Origin of the sequence: Streptomyces sp. NBC_01439, assembly GCF_036227605.1 — a bacterium.
In the GTDB taxonomy this organism is placed as follows: domain Bacteria; phylum Actinomycetota; class Actinomycetes; order Streptomycetales; family Streptomycetaceae; genus Streptomyces.
The window spans coordinates 5686050-5699280 of the sequence record NZ_CP109487.1 but is presented as its reverse complement, the minus strand read 5'-3'; the positions used below and the strand labels follow the sequence as shown (position 1 = coordinate 5699280).

The window sequence follows — 13231 nt, the reverse complement described above, 5'->3', positions numbered from 1 at the left end:
CCATGACCGCCGCCTCCGCCTCCTACGACCGCTCCTCGGCCACCCGTTTCCCGGTCGCCGTGGACTCCGCCCTGCGCACCGCCGGCTGGGAACCCGGCCGGTGGGACATCAAACAGGCCGAGTACTGGGCCGACGCCCTGCGGGACCACACCACGCCCGCCGGACACCGGCACACCGTCTTCCCCGCCGCCGTCGAGGCATGGGCCGAGTTCGGCGGTCTGACGGTCGCCGCGCACGGCCCCGGCCGCCAGATCTCCCCGACGCCCGTCCGGATCGACCCGCTCACCGGACTCCACCTCGCGCGCACCTTCGCCGACCTCGGCCGGGCCCTGTCCACGCAGCTGTGCCCACTGGGCGTCGAGGCCGACGGCGGCTCCCACCTCGCGATCGACCGCGAGGGCCGCACCTACGGCATCGACCACACCGGCGACTGGTACCTCGGCCCCACCGTCGACGAGGCCCTCACCCTGCTCCTGACGGGCCTCCAGCCGACCCGCCTCACCACTTAGCTCCGGCCGGGGTCGCTGCGGGGTCGCTGCGCGGTGCTTGGCTGTGGCTGGTCGGTGGTGTCGGGGCTTGGCCCCGTCCCCTGCGCCTCAAGCGCCGGCGGGGCTGGGTGGTGTGGGGCGGTGCGGGGTCGCTGCGCGGTGCTTGGCTGTGGCTGGTCGGTGGTGTCGGGGCTTGGCCCCGTCCCGTGCGCCTCAAGCGCCGGCGGGGCTGGGTGGTGTGGGGCGGTGCCCCGCCGGAGTGTCTCCTCGGCTCGCGCGGTACGGCATGTCGCGGTGGTGCTCGGTGGTGCGCGCTCGTCCTGCGGGGACACTCCGGCGTGTCCCCGCCCCACGGCAGGGCTCCGACAGTGCCCCGGAGCCGGCCCGACGCGTGGGGAGCGGGGACGGGGAGGGGTGTCCCCGCAGGACGAGCGCGCAACCACCGTACGCAGCCGAGACCTGCCCGCCTGGCGCGAGCCGAGGAGACACCCCTCCCCGGCCCCGCGCACCAGCCCACACCGGACCCGGATCCCGGCCCGCAGGCCGACCCGCACCAGCCCACACCGGACCCGGATCCCGGCCCGCAGGCCGACCCGCACCAGCCCACACCGGACCCGGATCCCGGCCCGCAGGCCGACCCCCACCGGCCCGGCGGGAGCGAACCGCACCGGCCCCCGCGGGAGCGACCCGCCCGGCTAGGCCGTCGGCAGCACCGCCGAGACCTTGAAGCCGCCCGCCTCGGTCGGCCCGGACACGAACACCCCGCCCAGCGCGAGAACGCGCTCCCGCATCCCGACGAGCCCGTTCCCCCCACTGGGCAGCCCCGGCTCCGGAGCCTGCCCGTCGCAGGGGCCGTTCTCCACCTGCATGGCCACCTCCCCGACCCGGTGCGCGAGCCGCACCACGACCCGCGCGCCCGGGGCGTGCTTGTGGCAATTGGTGAGCGCCTCCTGCACCACCCGGAACGCCGTCTGCTCCACCTCCGCCGCGTACGCCGCCCACTCGCCGTGCACCAGCATCTCCACGGTCATCCCCGCCGTCCGCGACTGACCGACCAGCACCTCCAGCTCGCCGAGCGAGGGCCCGTCCTCCGCACCTCCACCCCCCGCGAACGCCACCGCCGCGACGGCCACGGCGGGCACCGCGGGCACCGGGGCCGGGGCCGGCTTGGGCGGCGCCCGGAGCACGCCGAGCATCTCGCGCAGCTCCGTCAGCGCCTGCCGCCCCATGTCCCCCACCAGGGCCGCGTTCTTCGCCGCCCGCGCCGGATCCTTGACCGCCACCGCCTCCAGCGCGGCCGCGTGCACCACCATCAGCGACACCCGGTGCGCGACCACGTCGTGCATCTCCCGCGCGATCCGGGTGCGCTCCTCCGTACGGGCCCACTCGGCCCGCTCCTCCGCCCGGTCCGCCAGCAGCGACAGCTCCCGCTCCAGCGAGTCCGCCCGTTCCTGCAGGCTCTCCATCAGCCGCCGGCGGGCGCCGATGTAGAGCCCGAGCAGCACCGGGGGCACGGTCAGCGCCACCGCGACGAACCCGGACAGCGCGACCACGAGCGCCGGATCGGCCTCCACGTCCCCGCGCGTCTTCAGGTACATCACGACGAAGGTCGCGACCAGCGACATCGAGGCCAGCGCGGCGATGATCCGCCGGGGCACCTCGGACGAGGAGAGCGAGTACATGCCCGCCACCGACAGCAGGAACCCCATCTCGGCCGGCGCCACGGCGATCCCCACCAGCACCACGGCGATCGGCCAGCGCCGCCGCAGCACCAGCACGGCCCCCACCACGGCACCGAACAGCACCCCGGCGGCCACGGGGATCCCGGCCTCGTGCGCGAAGCGGATCCCCTCCCACGCGCACTCCGCCGCGGACACCGCGGCCAGCGCCACGTCCACCACGACGTCCCGCCGCCGCGCCCACCACCAAGGTGGCCCTGCACGGCCTTCCACTTCCCCCGCTTTCGTCATGCCGTCCAGCGTACGCAGCGCCCACAGCACACGGTCGAACAAAAATCCCGAGAACCGCAAGTAATCGCACATACGACGGAAACGCCTACCAAATGAGATCTGAATATCGCATTCCGGACGACATTGGGACCATGAACGAGATCCGACGTCGCCCCGGCGACGGCACCGGTGGCCTTCGCACGGGGTCCACGACGTTCGAATCCCTGCGCGAGCAGGCGATGGCCCTGCGCCGGGAGGGCCTCAGCCGGCGCCAGATCCGCGACCGCCTACAGGTCCACAACAACGACATCCTCAACCGCCTCCTGGAGGGCGAGCCGCCGCCCGAATGGACGAAACGCCCGAACGCCAAGGACGACCTCCGCGCCAAGGCCCGCGAACTCCGCCTCCAGGGCCTCACCTACGACCAGATCCAGTTGGAGCTCGGCTGCTCGAAGAGCTCGATCTCCCTCTGGGTCCGCGACCTCCCAAAAGTCGATCAGCGATCCCCCGCAGAACAAGGGCGGGATGCCGCGCTCAAGCGATGGGCCCACGAAGGCCCCCGCCGCGAGGAAGCGCGGGACGCGGTCATCGAGGCGGCACGCGAGGACGTCGGCGCACTCAGCGACCGCGAACTGTTCATCGCGGGCGTCGCCCTCTACTGGGCAGAGGGCTCCAAGAGCAAGCCGTACCGACGCAGCGAGACGGTCACCTTCATCAACAGCGACCCGGGCGTCATCCACGTGTACATGGCGTGGCTGCGACTCATCGGCATTCCACGCGACCGACTGAAGTTCCGCGTGATGATCCACGAATCCGCAGATGTGGACGGCGCCGAGCAGTACTGGGCCGACGCCGTTGGGGCGGAGCGCGCCCAGTTGCAGAGAACCACGCTCAAGAAGCACAATCCGAAGACCGTGCGACAGAACACCGGGTCGGAGTACCGGGGATGCCTGATCGTCCGAGTGGCGGCCAGTTGCGAGTTGTACCGTCGCATAGAAGGGGCTTGGTGCGGCATAGTGGGGTCCGCGGGTTCGACCAAGTGACTAAATGTCCGGTTCACCCGGGTTTACTATCCCCTGTGGTGTAATCGGCAACACGGGTCACTTTGGATGATTTGTTCCAGGTTCGAGTCCTGGCAGGGGAGCCAATCGAGTTCGGGTCCTGACCTTCACGGTCGGGACCCGCGTTCGTTCGGGGCCACCGGCACCCCGGTATCCTTCACGGGTCCACCCCCGAAGCCGAAGGGCATCCCCGTGAGCGCCAACCGCCCGGCAGCCGTCGTCGTACTCGCAGCGGGTGAAGGCACCCGCATGAAGTCGACGACTCCCAAGGTTCTCCACGAGATCTGCGGGCGCTCGCTCGTCGGTCACGTCGTCGCCGCCTCCCGCGAGCTGGACCCCGAGCACCTCGTCGTGGTCGTCGGGCACGCCCGCGAGCAGGTCACCGCGCACCTGGCCGGCATCGACGCCGACGTCCGCACCGCCGTCCAGTACGAGCAGAACGGCACCGGGCACGCCGTCCGCATGGCCCTCGAAGAGCTCGGCGGCGGCATCACCGGCACCGTGATCGTCGTCTGCGGCGACACCCCGCTGCTGACCGGGGAGACCCTGGCCGCGCTCGCGCGGACCCACGAGAGCGACGGCAACGCCGTCACCGTGCTGACCGCCGAGGTCCCCGACTCCACCGGCTACGGACGCATCGTCCGCGACGCCGGCGGCGCCGTGACGGCCATCGTCGAGCACAAGGACGCCTCCGACGCCCAGCGCGCGATCCGCGAGATCAACTCGGGCGTCTTCGCCTTCGACGGCGCCCTGCTCGCCGACGCCCTCGGCAAGGTCCGTACCGACAACAGCCAGGGCGAGGAGTACCTCACCGACGTCCTCGGCATCCTGCGCGAGGCCGGGCACCGCGTCGGCGCCGCCGTCGGCAGCGACCACCGGCAGATCCTCGGGATCAACAACCGCGTGCAGCTCGCCGAGGCCCGCGCGCTGCTGAACGCGCGCCTGCTGGAGCGGGCCATGCTCGCGGGCGTCACGGTCGTCGACCCGGCCGGCACCTTCATCGACGTGACCGTCACCTTCGGGCAGGACGCGATCGTGCACCCCGGCACCCAGCTGCTGGGCGCCACGCACATCGCCGAGGGCGCCGAGGTCGGCCCCAACACCCGACTGAAGGACACGCACGTCGGCGCGGGCGCCCGGGTGGACAACACGGTCGCCGAGAGCGCGGTCGTGGGCCCGCAGGCGAGCGTGGGTCCCTTCGCGTACCTGCGCCCCGGCACGAACCTCGGCGCCAAGGCCAAGGCCGGTACGTACGTCGAGATGAAGAACGCGACGATCGGCGAGGGCACCAAGGTCCCCCATCTGTCCTACGTGGGCGACGCGACGATCGGCGAGTACACCAACATCGGCGCCGCGAGCGTCTTCGTGAACTACGACGGCGAACACAAGCACCACACGACCGTCGGCTCGCACTGCAAGACGGGCTCGGACAACATGTTTGTGGCTCCCGTCACCATCGGGGACGGCGCCTACACGGCCGCCGGGTCCGTGATCACCAAGGACGTGCCGCCCGGCGCCCTGGCCGTGGCCCGTGGCCAGCAGCGGAATATCGAGGGCTGGGTGGCCCGCAAGCGTCCGGGCAGTGCGGCTGCCACGGCGGCGCAGTCGGCGGCCCCGGAGGACGCCGAGCGCCCCTGAGGTGAACTGACCGGAAACAGGTACGCCCGGGACGGCGTACCGTGATAGGTGCACGCAATTCGGCTGGCTCACCGTGTGCGGGACGGACGCACATGGGGGCGAGCAGCTTCAACACGTCTGAGGAGACTGTGCTGTGACCGGGATCAAGACGACCGGCGAGAAGAAGCTGATGCTCTTCTCCGGCCGCGCCCACCCCGAGCTGGCCGAGGAGGTTGCGCACCAGCTGGGCGTCGCCCTCGTGCCGACCAAGGCTTTCGACTTCGCGAACGGCGAGATCTACGTCCGCTTCCAGGAGTCGGCGCGCGGCGCGGACTGCTTCCTGATCCAGAGCCACACGGCTCCGATCAACAAGTGGATCATGGAGCAGCTGATCATGATCGACGCGCTGAAGCGCGCGTCGGCGCGCTCCATCACCGTGATCGTCCCGTCCTACGGGTACGCGCGCCAGGACAAGAAGCACAAGGGCCGCGAGCCGATCTCGGCCCGTCTGGTCGCCGATCTGCTGAAGACCGCGGGTGCGGACCGCATCCTCACGGTCGACCTGCACACGGACCAGATCCAGGGCTTCTTCGACGGCCCGGTGGACCACCTTTCGGCCCTGAACGTCCTCGCGGACTACGTCGGCGCCAAGGTGGACCGTACGAAGCTCACGATCGTGTCCCCGGACGCCGGCCGTGTGCGCGTGGCCGACCGCTGGTGCGACCGGCTGGACGCGCCGCTGGCGATCGTGCACAAGCGCCGTGACAAGGACGTCGCCAACCAGGTGACCGTCCACGAGGTCGTCGGCGAGGTCAAGGGCCGCGTCTGCGTCCTGGTCGACGACATGATCGACACCGGTGGCACCATCTGCGCCGCGGCCGAGGCGCTGTTCGCGCACGGCGCCGAGGACGTCATCGTGACGGCCACGCACGGCATCCTGTCGGGCCCGGCGGCCGACCGCCTGAAGAACTCCAAGGTCAGCGAGTTCGTCTTCACGAACACCCTGCCGGACCCCTCCGACCTGGAGCTCGACAAGATCACGGTGCTGTCGATCGCCCCGATGATCGCGCGTGCCGTGCGCGAGGTCTTCGAGGACGGCTCGGTCACCAGCCTCTTCGAGGAGCAGCAGTAGGGCCTGAGGTGACCGCTGTGCGGTAGATCCTTTTGGTGCGGCCTTCCCCGCCGGGTACACTCCATGAGTTGCTCGGCGAGGGAGGCCGTACCTGTTTTCCGGTACGGATGCTCCGTTATCGACGCGCTCTTCGTAGCAGGCCGTTCCGGCCGGGTGACGTCCGTCCATTTCCGTCACCCCACGAGGAGTGAGCATGTCCGAGGTCAAGCTTTCCGCCCAGCTCCGTGACACCTTCGGCAAGGGCTCTGCCCGCCAGGCCCGTCGCGACGCCCTGGTTCCCGCCGTCATCTACGGTCACGGCAACGACCCGAAGCACGTCAACGTCGAGGGCCACGGCCTGCTGCTGGCGCTGCGCACCCCGAACGTCCTGATCTCCCTGGACATCGCGGGCGACGGCACCGAGCTGGTCATCCCGAAGGCCGTGCAGAAGCACCCGCTGAAGCGCTCCATCTCCCACGTCGACTTCCTGATCGTCAAGAAGGGCGAGAAGGTCACCGTCGACGTCGCGATCGTGACCGAGGGCGACCTGGCCGCCGGTGGCAACCTGCTGGAGACCCTGCAGAACACCATCTCCGTCGAGGCCGAGGCCACCCACATCCCGACCGAGGTCACCGTCTCGATCGAGGGCCTCGAGGCCGGCGCCACCATCCACGCCTCCGACCTGGTCCTGCCGGCCGGCACCACCCTGGCCGTCGACGGCGACATCGCCGTCCTGCAGGTCGTCGCCCCGCAGGCCGAGGAGCCGGCCGCCGAGGGCACCGAGGCCTGAGCCTCGCCCCACCCCCTCAGCAGTTGCTGATCGACCGCCGTCCGGCTCCACTGGAGCGGGACGGCGGTCGTCTTCGTAGAGGAACCGAGGAGCTTTTGATGTCGGACGACGCGGCGCCCTGGCTGATCGTGGGCCTGGGGAACCCGGGACCGGAGTACGCGGGCAACCGCCACAACATCGGTTTCATGGTGGCCGATCTGCTGGCGGAGCGGATCGGCGGGAAGTTCAAGGCGCACAAGGCCCGGGCCCAGGTGGTCGAGGGCCGCATGGGTCCGCCGGGACCGGCCAACCGCCGGGTGGTGCTGGCCAAACCGATGACGTACATGAACCTGTCCGGCGGCCCGGTGACGGCGCTGCGCGACTTCTACAAGGTGCCGCTGGAGCGGATCGTGGCGGTCCACGACGAGCTGGACATCGACTACCCGACGCTGCGGCTGAAGCTGGGCGGCGGGGACAACGGGCACAACGGCCTGAAGTCGATGACCAAGTCGATGGGCCCCGACTACCACCGGGTGCGGTGCGGGATCGGGCGGCCGCCGGGCCGGATGCAGGTCGCGGACTTCGTGCTGAAGGACTTCTCCTCCACGGAGCGCAAGGAGCTGGACTGGTTCGTGGACCGGGCGGCGGACTCGGTGGAGTGCCTGGTCCAGGAGGGCCTGGAGCGGGCCCAGTCGGCGTACAACTCCTGACCACCGCTACATCTCGTCGAGCCCGTCGAAGTCGATTTCGGCGGCGAAGGGCCGGTCGACGCTGAACGGCTTGGTGTGGATCCCCTGGCAGACGTAGGCACGTGTGTGGGGGTCCAGCTCGTAGAGGTACACGACCGGTTCGATGACTTCGTCGCCCTCGATCTTGACGATCCAGTAGTTCGGGATACCTGCAGCGGCGTACTTGTGCAGCTTCGCTTTGGTGTCCCGGGCCTCGGACTCGGGCGAGACCACCTCCACTGCGAGCAGGACATCGGCGGCATAGAAGTGGGTCTGCATGGGGCTCGTGCAGGCTTCTCGCCGCACGACTGAGATGTCTGGTTCGGGCCCGTTGCGCTTGTCGATCACCACAGTCATCTCGCGCGCGACCCTCGTGTGCCGGGGGGCGGTCAGTCGCAGCCTGGTGACGAGGAAGTCGATCAGATCTGAGTGGATGAAGCGTTGCGGACTCACGAAGACCAGGCTCCCGTCGATCAGCTCGGTGTGTCGCGGGAGGTCCGGCAGCGTCAGCAGGTCGTCCACCGTGTACCCGTCCAACGGCGGCCTCGACCAGTCGTGTACGGGCTCGGCAGTCATGGTTGCTCCCATGGACGGGATTGTGGTCCTGGACGTCCACGGTAGCGCCCGGTATCCGTGTCCGTCATCACAAAGGGTGACGGACACGGATACCGGCGCGCGACGTCAGCCGGTGTTGCGCAGGCCCGCGGCGACGCCGTTGACCGTGAGCAGCAGGGCGCGGGCGAGCAGCGGGTCGGGCTCCTCGCCGCGGGCGGCGGCCGCGCGCTGGCGGGCCAGCAGGGAGACCTGGAGGTAGGAGATGGGGTCCAGGTAGGCGTCGCGTACGGCGAAGGTCTGCTGGAGCACCGGGTTCGAGCCGAGGAGCTCTTCGGCGCCGGTGATGCGCAGGACCTCGCGGACGGTGAGTTCGTGCTCGGCCTCGATGCGGGCGAAGACGTGCTTGAGGTGGTCGGGCACGAGGGTGTCGACGTAGTGGCGGGCGATCCGCAGGTCGGTCTTGGCCAGTGTCATCTCGACGTTGGACAGGAAGTTGCGGAAGAAGTGCCAGCGTCCGCCCATCTCGGCGAGGACGTCGTCCTGGCCGGCCTCGCGCAGGGCCTTGAGGCCGGAGCCGACCCCGTACCAGCCGGGGACGATCTGGCGGGACTGGGTCCAGCCGAAGACCCACGGGATGGCGCGCAGGCCGTCGAGGCCGGCGCCGGAGTCGGGGCGGCGGGAGGGTCGGGAGCCCAGGTGGAGGTCGGCGAGCTGGTCGACGGGGGTCGCGGCGAAGAAGTACGCGGGCAGATCGGGGTCCTCGACGAGCTCGCGGTACGCGGCGTGTGCGGCGTCGGAGACGACGTCCATGGCCGCGTCCCAGCGGGTGAGGGCCTCGTCGGACTGGCGGGGCGCGGTGTGCAGGGCGGAGGCCTGCAGGGTGGCGGCGACGGTCAGTTCGAGGTTCTCCCGGGCCAGTGAGGGGACCAGGTACTTGTCGGAGATGACTTCGCCCTGCTCGGTGACCTTGATCTCGCCTTCGAGGGTGCCCCAGGGCTGGGCGAGGATCGCGTCGTGGGAGGGGCCGCCGCCGCGGCCGACGGTGCCGCCGCGGCCGTGGAAGAGGCGCAGGCGCACGCCGTAGCGGTGGGCGACGTCGCGCAGCCTGCGCTGGGCGCGGTGGATCTCCCACTGGGAGGTGGTGATGCCGCCGAACTTGGAGGAGTCGGAGTAGCCGAGCATGACCTCCTGGACGTCGCCGCGCAGGGAGACGAGGCGCCGGTAGGAGGGGTCGGCGAGCATCTCGTCGAGGATGACGTCGGCGGCGCGCAGCTCGTCGGTGGTCTCCAGGAGCGGGACGATGCCGATCTTGGCCCAGCCGGTGTGGAGGTCGATGAGGCCGGCCTCGCGGGCGAGGACGGCGGCGGCGAAGACGTCGTCGGCGCCCTGGCACATCGAGATGATGTAGGACTCGATGACTTCGGGGCCGAACTTCTCGAAGGCGTCCTTGATGGCGCCGAAGACGCCGAGGGTCTTGGCTCCGGCGGCGTCGAGCGGGGCCGGGGTGGGGGCGAGCGGGCGGCGGGAGCGCAGTTCCTTGGCGAGGAGCTTCTGCCGGTACTCGCGCGGCATGTCGGCGTAGCGCCAGGATTCCTCGCCGAGGCGGTCGAAGAGCTGGCCGAGGGCGTGGTGGTGGGCGTCGGCGTGCTCGCGGACGTCCATGGTGGCGAGCTGGAGACCGAAGGCGGCCAGGGTGCGGATGGTGCGGTCCATGCGGCCGTCGGCGAAGAGCGCGCCGCGGTGTTCGCGCAGGGAGGTCTGGATGAGGGTGAGGTCGGTGAGGAGCTCGGCGGTGCCGAGGTAGTCGCGGCCCTCCTCATGGGGGATGCCCTTGGCGAGGCGCTCGCGGGTGTTGAGGAGCTTCTGCCGGATGCAGGTGGCCTTGAGGCGGTACGGCTCTTCGGCGTTCAGCCGCTTGTAGCGGGGGCTGATCTCGGGGAGGCGTTCCAGGTCGGCCTGGAGGGAGGCGAGGAGTTCCTCGGTGGCTCCGGTGTAGCGGATGGAGTTGGAGAGGAGTCCGCGCAGGAAGTCGACGAGTTCCAGGGCGTCGGTGATGCCGTGCTCGTGCTGGAGGATCAGCACGTCGCGGGTGACGTCGGGGGTGACGTTGGGGTTGCCGTCGCGGTCGCCGCCGATCCAGGTGCCGAAGGTCAGCGGGCGGGTGCCGGCGGGGATCTCCACGCCGACGCGCTGGAGCTCGGCGGCGAGGTCTTCCAGGACGTCGCCGACGGCGCCTGCGTGGAGCTCGTCGAGGTAGTAGATGGCGTTGCGGGCCTCGTCGGCGGGCTCGGGGCGCACGACGCGCAGTTCGTCGGTCTGCCAGACGAGGTCGATGTTCTCGGCGAGGCGCAGGTCGTGGCGGCGGCGGTCGCCGGCGCCGGTGACGGGCTCCTCCAGCAGGGTGGCGATGCGGCGCAGCTTGTTGAGGACGCTGCGGCGGGCCGCCTCGGTGGGGTGTGCGGTGAAGACGGGGCGGACGTTGAGGTTCTTGACCGTCTCGCGCAGGTGTTCGGGGTCGGCGTCCTTCAGCATGTCGGCGGTGCGGGCGAGGAGCCCGCCCTCGGCGGCACGGTGGGCGCGCAGTTCCTTGCCGCGGTGCACCTGTTCGGTGACGTTGGCGAGGTGGAAGTAGGTGGAGAAGGCGCGCACGAGCTTGGCGGCGGTCTCCAGGTCGGTGTCGCCGAGCAGGGCGGCGGCGGCCTCGCCGTCGGTGCGGGTGAGGGCGCGGACGCGCTCGACGAGGTCGAGGAGGTCCTGGCCCTCCTGGCGTACGAGGGTTTCCCCGAGGAGGTCGCCGAGGCGGCGGATGTCCGCGCGCAGTTCCGCGTTGGCGGTGGCGGCCGGGGTGACGGGGGCCTGGCCCTGGGGGGCCTGGTCAGCACTGCTCACAGGTGCGGCTCCTTGCAGTGTTCGAGCGCTACTGGGCGGTGGGCTCCCGGCGGCGTGCGGTGATGCCGTCCCGGACTCGGTCCGGGGGGCGGGATCTCCGCTCCTGATGTGCAGCTCGGGCTGCCCGTGCGGACCGCGCTGTCCGACGGGACCCAGGATAGGTGGCCGAGGCGTGTGCCTGGGCAAACGTCTCATCAGGCGGCGCGTGAACACCTCGCGCGCGCTCCTCCTCCCGGCGCTGCCCCTCTTGCCTGCGTACCCGGTTTTGCCATACTTACGATGCCGTAGGTTACGGGTCCGTAGGGTTCGTAGCCGGGGAGCCCGCCGACTTCTCTCACCCCCCAGGGGACACCCATGACCACCAGTCCCGATCTGATCGAGGGCGGCTCCGCGCCCTCCGACACGTCCGAGCCGTCCGCGACGCTGGGCGGCGAGAACAAGCGGTCCATCGAGCAGATCGCCCTGCTGCTGTTCATCGCCGTGCCCTTCGTGGCCCTGCTGGCGGCGGTGCCGCTGGCCTGGGGCTGGGGGGTGAGCTGGCTGGACCTCGGTCTGATGGTCTTCATGTACTTCCTGGCCTGCCACGGGATCACCATCGGTTTCCACCGCTACTTCACGCACGGTTCCTTCAAGGCGAAGCGGCCGCTGCGGATCGCGCTCGCCGTGATGGGGTCGATGGCGGTGGAGGGGCCGCTGGTGCGTTGGGTGGCGGACCACCGCAAGCACCACAAGTTCTCGGACCACGAGGGTGACCCGCATTCGCCCTGGCGGTTCGGGGAGACGCTGCCGGCGCTGATGAAGGGGCTGTGGTGGGCGCACATCGGCTGGCTATTCGACGAGGAGCAGACCGATCAGCAGAAGTACGCCCCGGACCTGATCAAGGACCCGGCGATCCGCCGGATCTCGCGGGACTTCATCTTCTGGACGATGTTCTCGCTGGCGATCCCGCCGCTGGTGGGCGGTCTGGTGACGATGTCCTGGTGGGGTGCGTTCACGGCGTTCTTCTGGGGCTCCCTGGTGCGGGTCGCGCTGCTGCACCACGTGACGTGGTCGATCAACTCGATCTGCCACGCGGTGGGCAAGCGGCCGTTCAAGTCCCGTGACCGCAGTGGCAACGTCTGGTGGCTGGCGGTGCTGTCCTGCGGGGAGTCCTGGCACAACCTGCACCACGCGGACCCGACGTCGGCGCGGCACGGCGTGCTGCGCGGTCAGGTCGACTCCAGCGCGCGGCTGATCCGCTGGTTCGAGCAGTTGGGCTGGGCGACGGACGTCCGCTGGCCGTCGGCGACCCGCATCGACGCCCGGCGCAGGGAAAACGAGTCGAACGCGGCATGATGGGGGGCGTGGCGATCGACGGCAGCAACTCCAGCAGTGACAAGCCCAGGCGCGGCCGCCGGGTCCGGATGACGGGCGCGGAGCGGCGTCAACAGCTGCTGGACATCGGCCGGACGCTGTTCGCGGAGAAGGGCTTCGAGGGCACCTCGGTGGAGGAGATCGCGGCGAAGGCCGGGGTGTCCAAGCCGGTGGTGTACGAGCACTTCGGCGGCAAGGAGGGCCTGTACGCGGTCGTCGTGGACCGGGAGATGCGCCAGCTGCTGGACGGGGTGACGGGCGCGCTGACGGCCGGGCACCCGCGGGAGCTGCTGGAGCAGGCGGCGTTCGCGCTGCTGGACTACATCGAGTCGTACACGGACGGTTTCCGGATCCTCGTGCGGGATTCCCCGGTCGCCCAGTCGACCGGCACCTTCGCCTCGCTGATCAGTGACATCGCCACGCAGGTCGAGGACATCCTGGGGCTGGAGTTCAAGGCGCGGGGCTTTGACCCCAAGCTGGCCCCGCTGTACGCGCAGGCGCTGGTCGGGATGGTGGCGTTGACCGGGCAGTGGTGGTTGGACGTGCGCAAGCCCAAGAAGGCGGAGGTGGCGGCGCACCTGGTGAACCTGGCCTGGCACGGGTTGGACGGGCTGGAGTCGAAGCCGCAGCTGGTGGGCCGGCGCAAGAACTGAGCCCGTCACGTACGACACGACGACTCGACGGCGCCCCGTCACCGGAGATCCGGTGGCG

General features: G+C 70.5%; 11 protein-coding genes and 1 tRNA gene. 9 read left to right on the top strand and 3 right to left on the bottom strand.

Features of this window, described 5'->3' with window-relative positions; genetic code table 11:
• Window positions 1-2 precede the first annotated feature (2 nt).
• Entirely contained in the window at window positions 3-509 is a 507-nt protein-coding gene (locus OG207_RS25785; RefSeq protein ID WP_329101275.1) for an SUKH-3 domain-containing protein, read from the top strand.
• Between the two features lie 674 nt (window positions 510-1183).
• Here the strand turns inward: OG207_RS25785 and OG207_RS25780 are convergent.
• Window positions 1184-2458 (bottom strand): sensor histidine kinase, encoded by a 1275-nt coding sequence (locus OG207_RS25780; protein WP_329101273.1) that lies wholly within the window; start codon window positions 2456-2458, stop codon window positions 1184-1186.
• A 131-nt stretch (window positions 2459-2589) separates the two neighbouring features.
• Between OG207_RS25780 and OG207_RS25775 the strand changes: the two genes are divergently transcribed.
• The 6 genes from OG207_RS25775 (at window position 2590) to pth (ending at window position 7705) form a co-directional block, all read left to right on the top strand.
• Window positions 2590-3480: a hypothetical protein gene (locus tag OG207_RS25775; protein ID WP_402695794.1), complete on the top strand. Its 891-nt coding sequence runs from the start codon at window positions 2590-2592 to the stop codon at window positions 3478-3480.
• A 29-nt stretch (window positions 3481-3509) separates the two neighbouring features.
• Window positions 3510-3584, top strand: a tRNA-Gln gene (locus tag OG207_RS25770).
• A gap of 106 nt (window positions 3585-3690) precedes the next feature.
• Entirely contained in the window at window positions 3691-5136 is a 1446-nt protein-coding gene (glmU, locus tag OG207_RS25765; protein WP_329101271.1) for a bifunctional UDP-N-acetylglucosamine diphosphorylase/glucosamine-1-phosphate N-acetyltransferase GlmU, read from the top strand.
• A 133-nt stretch (window positions 5137-5269) separates the two neighbouring features.
• Window positions 5270-6247, top strand: coding sequence for a ribose-phosphate diphosphokinase (locus tag OG207_RS25760; protein ID WP_329101269.1), 978 nt, complete (start codon window positions 5270-5272; stop codon window positions 6245-6247).
• A 193-nt stretch (window positions 6248-6440) separates the two neighbouring features.
• Window positions 6441-7016: a 50S ribosomal protein L25/general stress protein Ctc gene (locus tag OG207_RS25755; RefSeq protein WP_329101267.1), complete on the top strand. Its 576-nt coding sequence runs from the start codon at window positions 6441-6443 to the stop codon at window positions 7014-7016.
• Window positions 7017-7114: 98 nt separating this feature from the next.
• Window positions 7115-7705 (top strand): aminoacyl-tRNA hydrolase, encoded by a 591-nt coding sequence (pth, locus tag OG207_RS25750; protein WP_327735792.1) that lies wholly within the window; start codon window positions 7115-7117, stop codon window positions 7703-7705.
• Window positions 7706-7711: 6 nt separating this feature from the next.
• Here the strand turns inward: pth and OG207_RS25745 are convergent, their stop codons facing one another.
• Window positions 7712-8311 carry a Uma2 family endonuclease gene (locus OG207_RS25745; protein WP_402695798.1) on the bottom strand — a complete coding sequence of 200 codons (600 nt, stop codon included), beginning with the start codon at window positions 8309-8311 and terminating at the stop codon, window positions 7712-7714.
• 93 nt (window positions 8312-8404) lie between these two features.
• Window positions 8405-11167: a phosphoenolpyruvate carboxylase gene (gene ppc / locus OG207_RS25740; RefSeq protein ID WP_329101262.1), complete on the bottom strand. Its 2763-nt coding sequence runs from the start codon at window positions 11165-11167 to the stop codon at window positions 8405-8407.
• 354 nt (window positions 11168-11521) lie between these two features.
• Between ppc and OG207_RS25735 the strand changes: the two genes are divergently transcribed.
• On the top strand, window positions 11522-12502 hold the full coding sequence (locus OG207_RS25735) for an acyl-CoA desaturase (RefSeq protein ID WP_329101260.1): 981 nt from the start codon (window positions 11522-11524) through the stop codon (window positions 12500-12502).
• Complete coding sequence (locus tag OG207_RS25730) at window positions 12499-13173, top strand: TetR family transcriptional regulator (protein WP_030008903.1); 675 nt, start codon at window positions 12499-12501, stop codon at window positions 13171-13173. The genes OG207_RS25735 and OG207_RS25730 overlap by 4 nt, the downstream gene beginning before the upstream one ends.
• Window positions 13174-13231: the final 58 nt, after the last annotated feature.